The organism is Fulvimarina uroteuthidis, assembly GCF_034321785.1.
GTDB lineage: Bacteria > Pseudomonadota > Alphaproteobacteria > Rhizobiales > Rhizobiaceae > Fulvimarina > Fulvimarina uroteuthidis.
This window is the reverse complement of record NZ_JAXLPB010000001.1, coordinates 398563-416879: the sequence shown is the minus strand read 5'-3', so window position 1 is coordinate 416879 and position 18317 is coordinate 398563. Positions and strand designations below refer to the sequence as shown.

9 protein-coding genes are annotated in these 18317 nt (G+C 64.9%); 6 read left to right on the top strand and 3 right to left on the bottom strand.

Translation table 11 applies throughout. From position 1 onward, the window contains the following. Positions 1-30 precede the first annotated feature (30 nt). Positions 31-2466: an NAD-dependent DNA ligase LigA gene (gene ligA, locus U0C82_RS01865; protein ID WP_322185329.1), complete on the top strand. Its 2436-nt coding sequence runs from the start codon at positions 31-33 to the stop codon at positions 2464-2466. Positions 2467-2550: 84 nt separating this feature from the next. Here ligA and U0C82_RS01860 read toward each other — a convergent pair whose 3' ends face one another. Then, the gene (locus U0C82_RS01860) at positions 2551-3045 is read right to left on the bottom strand and encodes a BA14K family protein (RefSeq protein ID WP_322185327.1); all 495 of its coding nucleotides are present in this window, start codon (positions 3043-3045) and stop codon (positions 2551-2553) included. A 399-nt stretch (positions 3046-3444) separates the two neighbouring features. Here U0C82_RS01860 and U0C82_RS01855 point away from each other — a divergent pair, with 399 nt between their 5' ends. The 5 genes from U0C82_RS01855 (at position 3445) to U0C82_RS01835 (ending at position 13777) form a co-directional block, all read left to right on the top strand. After that, a complete protein-coding gene (locus U0C82_RS01855) occupies positions 3445-4287 on the top strand; it encodes a fumarylacetoacetate hydrolase family protein (RefSeq protein ID WP_322185325.1) in 843 nt (280 codons plus the stop codon). 208 nt (positions 4288-4495) lie between these two features. Further along, positions 4496-6544, top strand: coding sequence for an alpha-1,4-glucan--maltose-1-phosphate maltosyltransferase (locus U0C82_RS01850; RefSeq protein ID WP_322185323.1), 2049 nt, complete (start codon positions 4496-4498; stop codon positions 6542-6544). A gap of 79 nt (positions 6545-6623) precedes the next feature. After that, positions 6624-9956: a maltose alpha-D-glucosyltransferase gene (gene treS, locus U0C82_RS01845; protein ID WP_322185321.1), complete on the top strand. Its 3333-nt coding sequence runs from the start codon at positions 6624-6626 to the stop codon at positions 9954-9956. Then, entirely contained in the window at positions 9953-12172 is a 2220-nt protein-coding gene (glgB, locus tag U0C82_RS01840) for a 1,4-alpha-glucan branching protein GlgB (RefSeq protein WP_322185319.1), read from the top strand. Before treS ends, glgB begins: the two co-directional genes overlap by 4 nt. Before the next feature lie 450 nt (positions 12173-12622). Next, the gene (locus U0C82_RS01835) at positions 12623-13777 is read left to right on the top strand and encodes a GGDEF domain-containing protein (RefSeq protein WP_322185317.1); all 1155 of its coding nucleotides are present in this window, start codon (positions 12623-12625) and stop codon (positions 13775-13777) included. A 43-nt stretch (positions 13778-13820) separates the two neighbouring features. Here the strand turns inward: U0C82_RS01835 and U0C82_RS01830 are convergent, their stop codons facing one another. Both U0C82_RS01830 and U0C82_RS01825 read right to left on the bottom strand, forming a co-directional pair. Beyond that, positions 13821-16955 carry an efflux RND transporter permease subunit gene (locus tag U0C82_RS01830; protein ID WP_322185315.1) on the bottom strand — a complete coding sequence of 1045 codons (3135 nt, stop codon included), beginning with the start codon at positions 16953-16955 and terminating at the stop codon, positions 13821-13823. Beyond that, positions 16952-18292 carry an efflux RND transporter periplasmic adaptor subunit gene (locus tag U0C82_RS01825; RefSeq protein WP_322185313.1) on the bottom strand — a complete coding sequence of 447 codons (1341 nt, stop codon included), beginning with the start codon at positions 18290-18292 and terminating at the stop codon, positions 16952-16954. The genes U0C82_RS01830 and U0C82_RS01825 overlap by 4 nt, the downstream gene beginning before the upstream one ends. Between the last annotated feature and the right edge of the window lie 25 nt (positions 18293-18317).

Sequence of the window (18317 nt, the reverse complement as noted above, 5' to 3'; positions counted from 1 at the left end):
GCCGCTCCTATGCAACGACGGGAATGACAGATGGCGGACAGGCCGATCGATGAGCTGGACGAGACAGCCGCCAAGGCCGAGCTCGAACGTCTGGCGCGCGCGATCTTCGAACACGACCGCGCTTATTATCGCGACGACGCTCCGTCCGTCTCCGACGGCGAATATGACGAACTGCGCCGGCGCAATGCGAGCATCGAGGCACGCTTTCCTTCGCTGATCCGCGAGGATTCGCCCTCGTCGAGGGTCGGCGCCCAGGTCTCGGAAAAGTTCGAGAAGATCCGCCATGCCGTTCCCATGCTGTCCCTCGACAATGCGTTCAGCGACGCGGACGTTTCGGATTTCGCCCTACGCGTCCGCCGGTTCCTGAAACTGGGCGCGGATGCGCGCCTCGGCATCACCGCCGAGCCGAAGATCGACGGGCTGTCGCTCTCGATCCGGTACGAAAACGGCTCGCTGGTGTCCGCGGCGACGCGCGGCGACGGCGCGGTCGGCGAGAACGTCACGGCCAATGCCCGCGCCATCGACGGCATTCCCCACAGCTTGCCGGAGGGTGCACCTGACATCTTCGAGGTGCGCGGCGAAGTCTATATGAGCCATGCCGCCTTTGCCGACCTCAATGCGCGGCAGGCCGAGAGCGGCGGGCAGATCTATGCCAATCCGAGAAACGCCGCCGCCGGCTCCCTGCGCCAGCTCGATGCCGCGATCACCAGATCGCGTGCGCTGCACTTCTTCGCCTATGCCTGGGGCGAGGTCTCCGACCTGCCGGGCAGGACCCAGATGGAAATGGTGGCGGCCCTTGGCCGCTTCGGCTTCAGCACCAACCCGCTGATGCGGCGCTTCACCACCATCGAAGACCTGATCGTTCATTATCGCGAGATCGAGGCCAGGCGCGCGACGCTCGGCTACGATATCGACGGCGTCGTCTACAAGGTCGACGATCTCGATCTGCAGAAGCGGCTGGGCTTCGTTTCCAGATCCCCGCGCTGGGCGATCGCGCACAAGTTTCCGGCCGAGCAGGCGACGACGATCCTGCGCGACATCGATATCCAGGTGGGACGCACCGGCGCGCTGACGCCGGTGGCAAAGCTTGAACCGGTGACCGTCGGTGGCGTGGTCGTCTCGAACGCGACGCTGCACAACGAGGATTATATCGCGGGGCGCGATTCGGACGGCGACCTGCTGCGCGAGGGGCGCGATATCCGCATCGGGGATACGGTCCTGATCCAGCGGGCCGGCGACGTCATTCCGCAGGTGCTCGACGTGGTGCTGGACAAGCGTCCGCCGGACGCCGCGCCGTTCCGTTTCCCGGACCATTGCCCGGTCTGCGGATCGAAGGCGGCCCGCCTGACCAACCCGCGCACGGGCAAGCCGGATTCCAAACGGCGTTGCACGGCCGGCCTGACCTGCCCGGCACAGGGGCGCGAAGGGCTGAAGCATTTCGTCTCGCGCGGTGCCTTCGACATCGAGGGCTTCGGCGACACCTATATCGAGACCCTGTTCGACGCGGGCCTCGTGCGCCAGCCCGCCGATATCTTCACGCTGGCATTCGAGCCGCTCCGCCAGGCGATCGAGGCGCGACGAAGGGCGGTGTCCGAAGCCCGGCGCCTTGCGGAAGGAAAGGGCGAGCCGGACAAGCCCGCCAAGAAGGCCGAGACGACGAAGGCGATCGAGAACCTCCTTGCAGGTATCGAGGAGCGGCGCACGGTGGCGCTCGACCGCTTCATCTTCGCGCTCGGCATTCCGCAGATCGGCGAGACGTCCGCCAAGGCACTGGCCCGGCATTTCGACGATGTGCAGGCGTTCGTCGACGGGGTGGATGCGGCCGCGAACGCACGGCCTGGCGAAGCCTTCGTCTCGCTCGAGACCGTTCCCTTCATCGGCGAGGGCACCTTGCAGAAGCTCATGGCCATCGACCGCGATAGGCTCGAGGATCCGGCGTTCGATCCGCTGCGGGACAAGTCGGCCGGATTGAACGTGCGCCAGCGCGCGGCTCTGAAAGAACGGTTCGGCGATGCGAACACCGTCCGCGAAACGCTCTTGAAGGCGCAGGACGCCGGACCCGGTGATGCGTTTCGCCGCCTGTCGCAGGACGGGAACATCGGCCCGGCCGCAACCGAATCTCTCTTCCAGTTCTTTTCCGAGGATCACAATCGCAGCGCGGTCGAGGCTCTGCTGGAGGCGGGCGTTTCGACCACGAACGAACGGGCGGGCGTGCCCGCCGGCTCGCCCGTCGCGGGTCTGACGATCGTGTTCACCGGCTCGCTCGAGAAGATGACGCGGGACGAGGCCAAGGCGATGGCCGAGGGACTGGGCGCGAAAGTGGCAGGCTCGGTATCGGCGAAGACGGATCTCGTCGTGGCGGGTCCGGGCGCCGGCTCCAAGCTGAAGAAGGCGAGCGAACTCGGGGTCGAGGTGATCGACGAGGATGGCTGGTTCGCGCGGATCGGGCGCACGCCGCCGGGCTGACCCCTTGCTGTCCCGCTCAACGAAAGACGCCGCTGCCGAATGTCCGGCAGCGGCGTCTTTCGAAGGTCGGTCGGCTGTCCTGCCTCAGCGGCAGAGCTGGCGCGGTCCGTGATAGGGCTGGAACGTGCCCGAACCGGCGTCGAACGAGCGATAGCGGGCCGCGCAGTAACGGTACCATTCGCCGGACCAGGGACGCGGAGCGCCGTAGGACTGGACGACGGGACGGGTGCGGTAGACCGGACGCGGCTGGACGTAGCGCGGCTCCACGTAACGTGGCTGGCTGGCGATCGCGGCACCGATGCCGAGACCGACAATGCCGCCGATCACGGCAGCCGCTGCGGCATCGCCGCCACGGCGGTGTCCGCCGCGATAGCCGCGACGATGACCATAATAGCGGTCACCACGATAGTGACGTCCGCCGCCATAATATCGACCGCCGCGGTCCCAGCGCGAACCGGCTTCCGCCTGGCTCACCCCGATACCGGGAACGGAAAAGCCTGCAGGCATGGTCGAGGGGGCCAGCGAGAAGGCGAGGGCGAGCGCCAGAATCTTGACGCCGAGGATTTTGAAGAAAGACATGGATCGATTTTCCTCATCGAGGGGGGAGCTTTCATAAGGCTCCCTCAGACCTGAACGATGCGTGAACGTCGGCTGCGTAAACGGCACGGCAATTCCAGACAGGTCTGTAGCTTGTCCGGAAGGCGCCAAGGTCAAGCCCCGGCGCTTGCGCAAAGCGGCCGGCCCAACGCTCTCGCCAGCTCTTCGGCATGCGTGCCGCCATGGCCTGTCACGCCCGATGCTGCGCAGGCGATCGACGGTCCGACCCCACGGCTGGCGGACGCGGTCTTCGCTGGAGGTCCGCGCGATTCCCCATCGCGAATGGGCGCACCGCGCTCTAGACGGATCGAATCCCGGTCCAATGTTGATGATTGCGACGGCCGCGCGCAACGCCCCGTTTTTTCAGAAGGAACCGAAGTCATGCGATTGGTGAGATTTGGCAAGAAGGGATCCGAGAAGCCCGGGCTGATCGACGATGATCATGTCCTGCGCGATCTCTCGGGCGAGGTGGACGACATTGCCGGCGAGGTCCTGAGAAAGCCCGGAATGGCCCGTCTGGCGGCGCTCGACCCCAAGAGCCTGCCCAAGGTCGACCCGTCTCACCGCCTGGGCGCCCCGGTCGGCCGGATCGGACACTTCATCGCGATCGGGCTGAACTATGCCGATCACGCCGAGGAAACGGGGGCCGAGGCGCCAGCCGAGCCGATGGTGTTCTCCAAGGCGCCGTCCTGCATTTCCGGAGCCCATGACGAACTGCCCATTCCGCCGGGCTCGACCAAGCTCGACTGGGAGGTGGAACTGGCGATCGTCATCGGCGATCCGGCGTTCGACATCTCCGAGGATCGGGCCATGGACCATATTGCCGGGTTCTGCCTCTGCAACGACGTGTCCGAGCGCGCCTTCCAGAAGGAGCGTGGCGGCCAGTTCATCAAGGGCAAGAGCGCGCCGGGCTTCGGCCCCCTCGGCCCCTGGCTCGTGACGCCCGACCGGCTCGGCGACCCGCAGGCGCTGGACCTGTGGTTGAACGTGAACGGCGAGACGCGCCAGCGCGGCACGACGAAGGACATGCTGTTTTCGGCAGCCTTCATCGTCGCCTATCTGTCGAAATTCATGCTTCTGGAATCGGGCGACGTGATCACGACCGGCACACCGGCCGGGGTGGGGGCGGGAATGAAGCCGCCGCAGTTTCTGAAGGACGGGGACATCGTCACTCTCGGCATCAACGGGCTGGGAGAGCAGCGGCAGGTGGTGAAGGCCGCCTGACGGCCGGAACGCAAGGGTGCCTTGCGCTTTGCCGCGAGCGCAAGGGGGCCTCTCTTCAAACCAACTTGACCGCACTGCAGCAAGGAATAGGGGGCCGATCGCTGGACATGCGGCGAAACGTTCCTATCCCTAACCTGAGAGAGCATCGCCTGGAATTCCAGGTGGCAGACCACCGCGATCATCGAGCCAAAATCGGAAGACATCGCTTATGCCAGACGCGAAAAAGTCCGACACCAAGAAGACCAAACCGAAGGCGAAGAGCCAGATGACGACAACGCCCCTCGACGCCGACCTGATGCAACTCGCCCAGAACCGCATCGCGATTGAAGGCGTGACGCCACTCATCGACGGGGGAAGGTTCGCGATCAAGCGCGTCGAGAACGAGGATCTGACGATTTCGGCGGACGTCTTCTCCGACGGTCACGACGAGATCGATGCGGCGATCGTCTACGGTCCGGCCGGAAGCGAGGACTGGAGCGAGGAACGGCTCGTCTTCGTCACCAACGATCGCTGGCAGGCGACGATCCGTTTCGAAAAGCCCGGACCCTATCGCTTCTCGATCATCGCCTGGCGCGATCTCTACGCGACATGGCGCGACGAAGCCAAGAAGAAGCTCGACGCGGGAAAGCTCACCGATCTCGAACTTACCGAAGCCCGCGACCTCGTCAGGGCCGCGCAGGATTCGGGGCGCGGCGCCGCGAAGGATCGCAAGGCGCTGGCCAAGCTGCACGAGCGGCTCGAAAAGGCTGCCGAGAAGGGCGATGCGACGGCGCAATATTCGCTCATGATGCACGAGGACACGATCGCGCTGCTGGATGCCGCCGGCCATCGCACCAACCTGTCGCGATTCCCGGGCGATATTCCGGTCTGGGTCGACCGGCGCGCCGCAGCCTTCTCCGCCTGGTACGAGATCTTCCCGCGCTCCCAGTCCGGTACGACCGACCGGCACGGGACGTTCGACGACGTGATCGCACGCCTGCCCGACATTCAGGAGATGGGGTTCGACGTCCTCTACTTCCCGCCGATTCATCCGATCGGAAAGACCAATCGCAAGGGCAAGAACAACACCTTGACCCCGACCGAGGACGATGTCGGCAGCCCCTATGCGATCGGCAGCCACGAAGGCGGCCATCTCGCCATCCATCCCGAACTCGGCGATTTCGACGACTTCGCCCGCCTGTCGAAGGCCGCCAGGGAGCACGGGCTCGAGATCGCTCTCGACATCGCGCTCAACGCCTCGCCGGATCATCCCTGGATCAGGGAGCATCCGGAATGGTTCGACTGGCGGCCCGACGGCACGATCAAATATGCCGAGAACCCGCCCAAGCGTTACGAGGACATCGTCAACTTCCACTTCTACCGCGACGCCTTGCCGTCGATCTGGCACGACATGCGCGACATGTTCCTTCACTGGCTGGATCACGGCGTGCGCATTTTCCGGGTGGACAATCCGCATACGAAACCGTTCCCGTTCTGGGAATGGCTGATCGCCGAAGTGCACAAGGTCGATCCCGGGGTCATCTTTCTGGCCGAAGCGTTCACGCGGCCCAAGGTGATGAAGCGTCTCGCCAAGATCGGCTACAACCAGTCCTATTCGTATTTCACCTGGCGCAACGAAAAGGGCGAGTTGCAGGCCTATTTGACGGAACTCACGCAGGAGGAGTGCGTCGACTACATGCGCGTCAACTTCTTCGTGAACACGCCCGACATCAACCCGCTCTATCTGCAGACCAGCGGGCGGCCCGGTTTCCGCACGCGGCTCGCGCTCGCCGCAACGCTCGCGGGCAATTACGGCGTCTATTCCGGTTTCGAGCTGTGCGAGTTCCTGCCCATTCCCGGCAAGGAAGAATATCTGAACTCCGAAAAGTTCGAGATCCGCGCCTATGACTGGCACGCGGAAGGCAACATCCGCGACGATGTCGCGTTCTTCAATCGACTGCGCAACCGGGAGCCCGCGCTTCAGGACTTCCGCAGTCTGGCGTTCTTCAACTTCTGGAACGACAAGATCCTGTACTACGCCAAGCGGACGGCGGACCGGTCCTCCTACCTCCTGTTCATGGTGAACCTCGACCCCCACCATGCCCAGGGGGGCCATTTCGAGGTTCCGCTGTGGGAGTTCGGCCTGCCGGACGACGGGACTGTGAATGCCGAAAACCTCGCCAGCGGTCAGGTGGTGGCATGGCACGGCAAGATCCAGCACTGGTGGCTCGATCCCAAGCAATGCCCCTACGCCGTCTTCAAGGTGACCGCGCCCTAGCGCTTGATGCGACGCCAGCCGAACAGGGCCGTTTGGCCTTCAAGACATGAATTGCTCCATTCGAAAGACGTCACCCTCGATGAATGAAATCGTCACAGCCGCATCGCTCGACAATACGGGCGGAATCGATCCCGACGCGCAGGACTGGTACAAGGATGCGATCATCTACCAGCTCCACGTCAAGACGTTCGCCGATTCCAATGGCGACGGCATTGGCGACTTTGCGGGTCTCCTGTCCCGGCTCGACTATATTCAGGAACTTGGCGTCACGGCGATCTGGCTCCTGCCGTTCTATCCCTCGCCGCTTCGCGACGACGGCTACGACATCTCGGACTTCCGCTCGGTCAATCCGTCCTACGGCAACATCGAGGACGTTGAGCGTCTGATCGAGGAGGCCCACAAGCGTGGCATGAAGGTCATCACCGAGCTGGTGATCAACCATTCCTCCGACCAGCATCCCTGGTTCCAGGCCGCGCGCAACGCGCCGAAAGGCTCGCCGGAGCGGGACTTCTACGTCTGGGCGGACGACGACAAGGGCTACGATCTCACCCGCATCATCTTCACCGACACCGAGACGTCGAACTGGACCTGGGATCCGGTCGCCAAACAATATTTCTGGCACCGTTTCTTCTCCCACCAGCCGGACCTCAACTTCGACAATCCGAAGGTGATGGAGGAAGTGCTCTCGATCATGCACTACTGGCTCGACAAGGGTGTCGACGGGCTGCGTCTCGACGCCATCCCCTATCTCGTCGAGCGCGAGGGCACCAACAACGAGAACCTGCAGGAGACCCACGACGTTCTGAAGGCGATCCGCGCCGACCTCGACAAGCATTATCCGGGCCGGATGCTGCTGGCGGAAGCCAACCAGTGGCCCGAGGATACGCGTCCCTATTTCGGCGACGGCGACGAATGCCACATGGCGTTCCACTTCCCGCTGATGCCGCGCATGTACATGGCGGTGGCGCAGGAAGACCGGCACCCGATCACCGACATCATGCGGCAGACACCGGAAATTCCCGAGAACTGCCAGTGGGCGATCTTCCTGCGCAATCATGACGAGCTGACGCTCGAAATGGTGACCGAGGAGGAGCGCGATTACCTCTGGTCGACCTATGCGGCCGATTCCCGGGCCCGCATCAATCTCGGTATCCGCCGCCGTCTCGCGCCGCTGATGGGCAATGATCGCCGCAAGATCGAGTTGCTGAACGCGCTGCTGATGTCGATGCCCGGCACGCCGACCGTGTATTACGGCGACGAGATCGGCATGGGTGACAATTACTATTTGGGCGACCGCGACGGCGTGCGCACGCCGATGCAATGGTCGGCGGACCGCAATGGCGGCTTTTCGCGGGCCGATCCCCAGCGCCTCTACCTGCCGGTGATCCAGGATGCGATCTACGGATACCAGGCGTTGAACGTCGAGGCCCAGTCGAACAATCCGGCCTCCCAGCTCAACTGGGTCCGTCGCCTGATCCAGGTTCGGCGCACCAAGGAGGCATTCGGGCGCGGCACGATCGACTTCCTGCTTCCATCCAACCGCAAGATCCTCGCCTATCTGCGCGAATATGGCGATGAGAAGGTGCTGATCGTCGCAAATCTTTCCTCGTCCGCACAGGCCGTCGAGCTCGATCTGACCGCCCATGCCGGTGCGACGCCGGTCGAGATGCTGGGTCTGTCCGCCTTCCCGCAGATCGGCGATCTGCCCTACATGCTGACCCTGCCGGCCTACGGCTTCTTCTGGTTCGACCTGTCGTCGACATCGGTCGCGAGCCGCAGCCAGAACGCGCCGACGCCGCTTCCCGCCTTCTCGACCCTCGTCTCGCCCGGCGATCTGGAATCGACCGTCGGCGGCCGCAATCTCACCGAACTGCAGGGCGCACTGCCCGAATTCGTCGGCGGCCAGCGCTGGTTCGCGGCCAAGTCCGACGCGCCGAAGCGGATGGAGATGACGGTTCTCGGAAAGCCCACGGGCGACGCCCGGCGCCATCTCCTGACCGAAGTCTCGATGAAGACGGGCGACGGCGAGCAACGCTATCTCCTGCCGCTTTCGGTCGAGTGGGGCGAGCAGAATCTCAACGCCCATGCTCCGAACCTTCCCTATACGATCTCGAAGATTCGGCAGGGGCCGCGGATCGGCGCCCTCGTCGACGGCGCGCGCAGCGGCGAGATGGCCAAGCTCGTGGTCGCGATGATCGCGGCCGGCGAGGATATCGACCTGACGAACGGCAGGCTCGTCATCGAGGCCTCGCCGAGCGAGAAGGACGCGATCGCCGAGGCGCTGCAGGCCGATGTCGACAGCATCAGGGTGCTGACCGGAGAGCAGTCGAACACGTCGGTTCTCGTCGGCTCGCAGGCGATCCTCAAATATTACCGCCGCCTTCGCGACGGCATCCAGCCCGAACTCGAGGTCACCCGGTTCCTGACCGAGAAGACCGATTTCGATGCGGCGCCCGCTCTCCTAGGCTCGATCGAACTGGTTCGCGGCGACGGGACCCGCACGGCGATCGCCGCCCTGTTCGAGCAGGTGCAGAATCAGGGCGATGCGTGGACGGTGATCGTCGATGCGCTCGCCCGGTTCCTGCGGGACAATGCCTATGTCCACCAGCCGGACGATGGCGACGGCGGCGATCTCGACGGAGCGTCCGACAATCAGCTGATGATGCAGATCGATCCGGGCGAGGTCCTCGGACGCCGCACAGGCGAGATGCATGCCGCGCTCGCGACGCGGACGGGGGATGCCGCCTTCGATCCCGAGCCCTTCGACGACGATCGCTTCATGGAGCTCGTCAACGAGGCCAAGCGGGAGGCCGCCGAGGCGCTCGATATCCTGCGCGGCGCGCGGGCGACGCTCCCGAGCGACGAGATCGAGGCGGTCGACCGGCTGGTCTCCTCCGAAAAGGACATCCTCACCTGGTTCGACAGGTTCGGCGGCCTCAAGGTCGACACCCACAAGACCCGCATTCACGGGGACTTTCATCTCGGCCAGATCCTCGTGTCCAAGAACGACGTCGTGATACTCGACTTCGAGGGTGAGCCGGGCCGGCCGCTCGAGGAGCGGCGCGCGAAGTTCTCGCCGCTCCGCGACGTCGCGGGCATGATCCGCTCGTTCGACTATGCGGCCTTCGCCGCCCGCGACCGGGCAGGGCCGGTGGACGAATCCACGTCCGAACGCCTTCGCGAAATGTCGCTCTCCTGGCGCGACGATGTCACCGGCGATTTCCTGAAGCACTGGTCGACGGCCTCCGGCATCTCGCTCGACGACGATGCCACGGCACGCTTGCTCGATCTCTTCGTTCTCCAGAAAGCGTTCTACGAACTGCGTTACGAAGCGGCCATGCGTCCCGCCTGGCTCTCGATTCCGCTGCGCGGCATCATCGCACTTCTCGAAAAAAGACAGGTTTTGAAATGATCTCGACACCCCAGACATCCGAAATCGACCATCGCCCTGACGAAACACAGGCGTGGGAAATCGGTCGGGGCGTTCACGGCGATCCCTTCGCCGTTCTCGGCCGGTTTCCGGTCGAGGGCGGCGCGATCGTCCGCGTCTTCCGGCCCGGCGCCGAGAGTGCGACGGTCATCGACGACGCCGGCAAGGACCTCGGCGCCCTGGAGGCGTTCGGTCCGGACGGCTTCTATTCCGGCGTCGTTCCCGGCCTGTCGGCCGACCGGCCCTATCGCATGCGCTACAGCCATGGCGGCACCCATTGGGAGGAGCAGGATCCCTACCGGTTCGGCCCGATCCTCGGCGAGCACGACGTCTATCTGATCGCTGAAGGCACCCATTACAGGCTCTACGAGAAGCTCGGCGCGCACCCGACCGAAATGAGCGGCGTCGCCGGCACCGCGTTCGCGGTCTGGGCGCCGAATGCGCGCCGCGTCTCGGTGGTCGGCAACTTCAACTCCTGGGACGGGCGCCGCTCCGTCATGCGCAAGCGTCACGAATGCGGCGTGTGGGAACTGTTCGTGCCGCATATCGGCAAGGGCGAGGTCTACAAGTACGAAGTCATCGGCGCCGACGGCACGACGCAGCCGCTGAAATCCGACCCTGTGGGCTTTTACCAGGAGCAGGCGCCCTCGACCGGATCGATCGTCGACGGGCTCGTCAAGCACGAATGGCAGGACGAGGCGTTCCAGGCCCACAAGGCCGACTGGCAGGACCGCGAGAAGCCGGTCTCGATCTACGAGGTCCATCTCGGCTCGTGGCAGCGCGGGCCGGACAACGAATTCCTGAACTATGATGCGATCGCCGAGAAGCTTGCGGCCTACGTCAACGAGATGGGCTTCACCCATGTCGAACTGATGCCGGTCTCCGAGCATCCGTTCTACGGTTCGTGGGGTTATCAGCCGATCGGCATGTATGCGCCGACCTCGCGGTTCGGTTCGCCAGAGGATTTCGCCCGCTTCGTCGACAAGTTGCATCAGGCGGGGATCGGCGTTCTCGTCGATTGGGTGCCGGGCCACTTCCCGACCGATGCGCACGGGCCGGGGCTGTTCGACGGAAGGCCGATCTACGAGCATCCCAATCCCAATCGCGGGTTCCACAAGGACTGGAACACGCTGATCTACGATTACGGCCGCCCCGAAGTGCGCAACTATCTGGTCGCCAACGGGCTCTACTGGCTCGACCAGTTCCATATCGACGGTCTTCGCATCGATGCGGTCGCCTCGATGCTCTATCTCGATTATTCGCGCAACGAAGGCGAGTGGGAGCCCAATATCCATGGCGGGCGCGAAAACCTCGAGGCGATCGCGTTCCTGCGCGACACGAACGAGCGCGTGGGCGAATATTACCCGAAGGCGACGACCCACGCCGAGGAATCGACCGCTTTCCCGGATGTCTCGCGTCCGACCTATGCCGGCGGGCTCGGTTTCCACTTCAAGTGGAACATGGGATGGATGCACGATACGCTGCATTACATGCAGGAAGACCCGATCAACCGGCGCTATCACCACCACCACATGACCTTCGGAATGGTCTACGCCTATTCGGAGAACTTCGTCCTGCCGATCAGTCATGACGAGGTCGTCTACGGCAAGGGCTCGATGATCGAGAAGATGCCCGGCGACGCCTGGCAGAAGTTCGCCAATCTGCGCGCCTATTACGGGTTCATGTGGACCCATCCCGGCAAGAAGCTTCTGTTCATGGGCTGCGAGTTCGGTCAATGGCGCGAATGGAACCACGACCAGTCCCTCGACTGGCATCTGCTGGACGAAGGCGAGGGCCGGCACAAGGGCCTGCAGCGACTGGTGCGCGACCTCAACACGATCTATCGCGAGATCCCGGCGCTGCACGAACTCGACTGCGAGCCGGACGGCTTCGAATGGGTCGATACGGCGAACGTCGAGCAGAGCGTGCTTGCCTTCGCCCGCAAGGATCGGAAGGGTCGCACGGTCCTCGTCGTCTGCAACTTCACGCCGGTTCCGCGCCACGAGTACCGCATCGGCGTGTCGAAGCCCGGCATGTGGACAGAGCGCCTGAACACCGATTCGGAGATTTATGGCGGCTCGAACGTCGGCAATATGGGGGGCAAGGAAGCCGAGGAACATTCGGTCCACGGTCGGCCCTATTCGATCGCGCTGAGCCTTCCGCCGCTGGGTACCGTGGTGATGGTCCACGAGGACTGAGTTTCAGCCTGTGGAGAAGACAGCCGGCTTCGACGTCGCTTTCAGCGCCGGCGAAGCCGGCTTTTTCGTGCGCCGATGTCGCGTTCTCATGGACCGGCGGATGCGCTGCGCTTGGCGCGACTTTTTTTTCGGTCCAAAGCGTCGGCAAAGCCGTTGGGAGGAAAGCCGATTGCCTGGGGTCGTTCCCGATTGAATGTCAGTCGGTTACCGATGCGAAGCCTGGCAAGGACCCGGCGACCGGAACGCCGGGCTCGCGTTGAAGAACACGGAAAGACGACGGGACCGGGGCCTGGCGCCCTTTATTAGGTTTCCGTTTAGTAGTGTGTTCATTGGTGCGGCGTACTCTTGAGGACATTGACGGAATAGATCGCATCTTATTCAACAAGACCTCGGACTTACCGTATGGGATCGTTACGAAAACCGGCCTCGCACCTACTGAGGCGTCTTGCATTGCTGCGCCGCGAGACGTCCCTTACGCTCGGGGCGGTCGCGATCGTCGGTCTCGGCGTGCTCATGGGGGCGATCACCTTGAACGATCGCGCCCGCGTCCACAGCGTCCATGCCCGATACGACACGGTTGCAACCAACCTTCTCGCCCGTGACATCTACAGCCTGCTTCTCGCGGTCAGGTACGGCGGGATTTCCACCGCTCGCGACCAGACGGTCATGCTCCGCCAGTACGAGCGAACGCTCGAAGGGCTGGGCGACCTGGACGTTTCGGCTCTGTCACCGGATCTCGTGCGCTTTCACCGGCACATCGAGCAGGACGTGCGTCGCCTCGAACCGACGCTCACGGACCCGGAATGGACGTCGTCTTCGACCGAGATCTTCGAGAGACTGAACCACATCGCCGCCGATATGCTGCAGTTCGCCTCCATGTTCGGGGACGAAGCCAATGACGCCATCGCCGAGACCGAGGCGCGGCTCGAGAACTCCCTTATCGCCATGGGTGTGCTCATCTGCTTCTTCGTGGCGTTCTGTCTGCTTCTGACCCGGCGGATCCTCGTCCAGAACCGCAAGCTGGAGGATGCCGTTCGCACAGACTTTCTGACCGGCATCCGCAACCGGTATGCGCTTCAGCATGATCTGGAGATGACGGTCGGCAAACAGGACTGTGCGGCGGTGCTGCTCGATCTCGACGGGTTCAAGTCGGTGAACGACCGGCTTGGCCACAATGCCGGCGACACGCTCCTGCGGGTCGTTGCCGATCGCATGCAACTGTGTTGCGCGCCCGGCGAGACGGCCTACCGGATCGGTGGCGATGAATTCGCCGTCATCATCGAAGGCAAGGAAGCCAGGCTGCGGGGCATGCGATATTGCGAACGTTTCCTCTCCGCGATCGCCAATCCGGTGCGGGTCGGCCGAACGAAGCTTCGCGTCACGGCCAGTCTCGGCGTCAGCGAGCTCGCGGCCGATTCCCGCGACAGTGTGGACCAGCTGATGGGCCGGGCGGACAAGGCTCTCTACCGGGCCAAGGGGTGCGGCAAGGCCTGCTACCGCGTCGATGGTGAAGACGAACGGCTCACGCAGCGCGATGTCATGGAGGCGATCGATGCGATCGATGCGCCGCATCCGCATCCGCAAACGGCGAAGGCGGTTGCCTGAACGAATGACCAGACGCGACGGCGCCCTCGGGCCCGAAGCGATCCTACTCCGCCGGCACCATCCGGGTCTCCGCGGCCCGAAGGTCGCGTTCCAGCCGAGCCGTCCGCTCGGCGTTCGGCCGTGAGAGCCGTCCCAGCAGCAGGTAGACGACCGGCGTCAGATAGAGGGTGGAGACGGTCGCGAGCCCGAGACCGCCGACGATCACGATGCCCAGCGCCTGGCGTGCCTCGGCGCCCGCGCCCGACGACAGGATGAGCGGCACGCCGCCGACCACGGTCGCGACCATGGTCATCATGACCGGTCGAAGCCGGATGATGGCCGCCCGCTCCGCCGCCTCGCGCACGCCTGCGCCTTCCTCGCGCAACTGGTTGGCGAACTCGACGACGAGGATGCCGTTCTTCGCCATGATGCCGACGAGCAGCACCAGCCCGATCTGGCTGTAGAGATTGAGCGTCGCGCCGAAGAATTCCAGCGCGAACACCGCGCAGGCGACGCCGAGCGGTACCGTCGCGATGATGATGAGGGCCGACACGAAGCTTTCGAACTGGGCCGACAGGACCAGGAGGATGACGACGATCGCGAAGGTGAAGACGAGGGCGAGGCCGCTATTGGTCTCGCCGATGGTGGCGAGTTCTCCCAAGGGAACAAGGCGCTGATTCGGCTCCAGCGTGGGGCCGATCAGGCCCTGCACGTCGACCCAGGCGTCCTGCATCGCCATGCCCTGGGGCAGGTCGGCCGAGATCGTGACCGCACGGGCGCGGTTCTCCCGCGTCAACTGCGGTGCAACCGCCTCTTCGGAAATGCGGGCGATCGTCGAGATCGGGACGATCCGTCCATCGCCCGCCTTGACGAAGACGTTCTGCAGATCGCCCGGATCGTTGATCGGATCGGTGGAGGCGATCAGGCGGATCGGCACTTCCTTGTCCGCGACGTAGGTCTCGCCGATCTGGCGCCCGTCGAGAAGCGCCTGGATGGCGACCGCGAGCCCGTCGATCCCGATGCCGAGGTCGGAGGCCAGCGCCCGGTCGATCGAGACCGACAGCTGCGGCTGCGTCGATTCGGAGCCGAGCCGCACCCGTCCGAAGCGCCCGTCCTCTTCCATGGCGGTGACCACCCTGTCGGCGGTATCGGCCAGCGTGTCGAAGTCCTGGCCGGCCACGGCGAAGCTCAGGCCCTCGCCGCCGCCCCGGATGCCGAGCGAGTTCGGCTGGATGGCGAAGGCCCGCACGCCCGGAATCCTGCGCAGGTTCGCGTTGATCTCGGCAACGATCTCGGCCTGCCCGCGAATGCGTTCGTCCCAGCCGACGAGCGACAGCACCATGAAGCCGGAGCTCGCGCCGCCATTGCCGGAGATGGCGAAGACGTTGTTCGCCTCGCCACCCTCCACGTAGGGCATCAGGATCTCTTCCACCTTGCGCATCTGCGCGGTGGTGTAGTCGAGGCTCGCCCCTTGCGGCGCGGAGATCCGGAGCAGGACGACGGCCCGGTCTTCGGGCGGGGTGAGCTCCTGGGGAAGCTGGAGAAAGCTCAGATAGGCCGCGCCCGAGAACAGGGCCGCGACGATGATGGTGGCCAGCGGATAGTTCAGCGTTCCGCGCAGGCTGACGGCGTAGAGCCCCGCCAGCCAGCCTCCGAAGACCTGGACGGCGCGCACCAAGATGTTCGGCTTCCTCTCCTTTTCGAGGTCCTTGAGGAGATAGGCCGCCATCATCGGGCACAGCGTCAGGGCGATGAAGGACGAGATGGTGACGGCCGCCGCCAGAACGTAGCCGAACTCGCGGAAGAGACCGCCGGCCTGGCCCGGCAGGAACGAGATCGGCACGAAGACGGCGGCGAGCGTCGCGGTGGTCGAGACGACGGCGAAGAACATCTCGCGCGCGCCGACCACGGCCGCAGCTTTGGGTGTCAGCCCCATGTCGCGCCGCCGCACGATGTTCTCGAGGACGATGATCGCATCGTCCACCACCATGCCCGTTGCGAGAACGAGGGCGAGCAGGCTCAATATGTTGATCGAGAACCCGGCCATGTAGATGAAGGCGACGACCCCGATGAGCGCGATCGGCATGGTGACGGCCGGGATCAGCGTGGCGCGGATGTTGAGGAGGAAGAGGAAGATGACGGCGGTGACGATGAGCACCGCGAGGATCAGCGTGATCTGGACCTCGCTGATCGCGCCGTCGATGAAGACCGCGTCGTCGCTCGTCACCTCGATGGACACACCGTCCGGCAGGGAGGCGTTGAGGCGATCCACCTCCTGGTGAACCGATTGCGAGATTTCGAGGGTCGAGGACCCGGCCTGCCGGATCACGGCCATGCCGATCCCCGTGACGCCCGAGACCCTGAGGGAGGTGGCGGCGTCGTCCGGTCCGAACCGCACGCTCGCCACGTCGCCGAGGCGGGTGCGATCGTTGAGATAGATGGTCTCGAACTCTTCGGGCTGCGAGATGTTGGCGTCCGCCCGAACGATCAGCGACTGGGAGGAGGATTGCAGCTGGCCGGCGGGCACGTCGAGACTGGCGTTGGAAAGGGCGTTCGCAATGTCCGCGATCGTCAGCCCGCGGGTGGCGAGCCGGTCTGGCTGGACATCGACGAAGATCTGGCGCTCGCGCTCGCCGTAGATCCGCAGATCGGCGACACCCTCGACGGCCGCGAGCTGGTCGGCGATCCGGTCCTCGACGAGGGTGGTCAGATCCTCGATCTGCATGTTCGGCGCGGTCACGGCGAGGCGCATGATCGCCTGCGCGTCCGCGTCCGCTTTCACCACTTCCGGATTGTCGGCGTTCTCCGGCAGGCTGTCGGCGACCCGGGACACCGCGTCGCGCACGTCGCTGGCGGCGACGTTGAGATCGACCGTATCGTTGAATTCGATGGTGACGCGCGCTTCGCCGAAGGAGGAGCGCGAGGAGATCGAGGCGATGCCCGAGACACGCGACACGGCGCTTTCGAGCTGGCTCGTCAGCTGGCGATCGACGGTCTCGGGCGATGCGCCCTCGAACGCGACTTCGACGGTGACGACCGGCCGGTCGACATTGGGAAGCTCGCGAACCTCGACCGCGTTGAAGGCGGCAAGCCCGGCGACGATGATGAGGAGATTGAGGACGATGGTCAGCACCGGCCGCTTGACGACGAGCGCCGCGAAGCTGCCGAGTGCGCTCGGCTTGTCGGACGTGCCGGTCATGATCCGCTCCGGTTGGCGGGTTCGGGCAGGGGCACGCCGCTGCGGCGGGGACCTTCCCCGATCCGCGCCATGCCCGAAGCTTCGCCGGCGCGCGCCGTGGAGACGTCGGCGGAGATATCGGCGCTGACGACTTCCGCCGGCCCGGCGTCGCGGCTGGCCACGGGCGCATCGTTCCTTATCTCGACATCGAGCTCGAGACCGTTGCGCATCGACTGGACGCCCTCCACGACGACGAGATCGCCGACCGCGAGCGCGTCGGACACGATCAGGACCTGGTCGATATCGCGCTGCACGATCCGCACCGGCGCCTTCTGCGCCTTGCCGTCGCGCACCGCCCAGACGAAGGGCCCGGTGCGCTCCCACACGACGGCCAAGGGATCGGTGGCGAGATAGGTTTCGCCCGGCAGCGGAATGGTGAGGGAGAAGGACATGCCGGGTCGCAGCCTGTCGTCCCGGTTGAGGATGACGCCTTCGGTTCGCACTGTGCGGCTGTCCTCGGCCACGCGGCTGTCGATCGCTGCGATCTCGCCGGAATAGGTCTCGTCGGGACGCGCGACGGACACGGCGGTGAGATCGGTTCCGACCTCCATGTCCGAGAGGTAGCGTTCGGGGGTATAGAAGACGAGCTTGAGGCGGTCGCGCGCATCGATCGTCGCGATCGCCGTGCCGCTCTCGACGAGGCTTCCACGCTCGACCTGGACGATGCCGATGCGGCCGTCGATCGGGGCCGTGATCTCGCGCTTGGAAAGCGCGATCTGCGCATCGCGCAGGTCGAGCCGCGCGGCGTCGCGTTCGCGTGCGATGTCGCTCAGCTCGACATTGGTGGCGGCGTTGCGCTGGCGCAGCTGTTCGTAGCGCACGAGCTTGTCCTCGGCGGCCTCGGCCATCAGCGTCGCGCGGTCGACCGCCACGGCCTGGGACGAACTTTCCAGGCGCACTAGCGGCTGACCGGCGCGCACCTGGTCGCCGGACGAGACGAGAACCTCCTCGATCACGCCGGACGTATTGTCGGGATAGACGGTCACGGAGCGAATGGCCTCGGCGCTGGCGAGCGCCTTGAGATCCGTTGCGCTCGTCTCGTTGCGCACCGCGGACACGATGGCCGGCGTATTGCCACCGCCACCGAAGGCGCCGTCGCCCGGTCCCCGCGCCTGGTCCGGCGCCGCTTCGCCCGCCTCCGGAGATATCAGGACGACGAGCGTGCGCACCGTCTCCTTGTAGGGAATGTCGCTGGCGAGTATCGTGCGGCCGACGTCCGGCTTGATCCAGACGAGGCCGGCGAGGCCGATGATCAGAATCACCACGGTGACGAGTATCTGCTTGATAAATCCGACCATCTTGATCCGCTTGAGCGATGAAGCC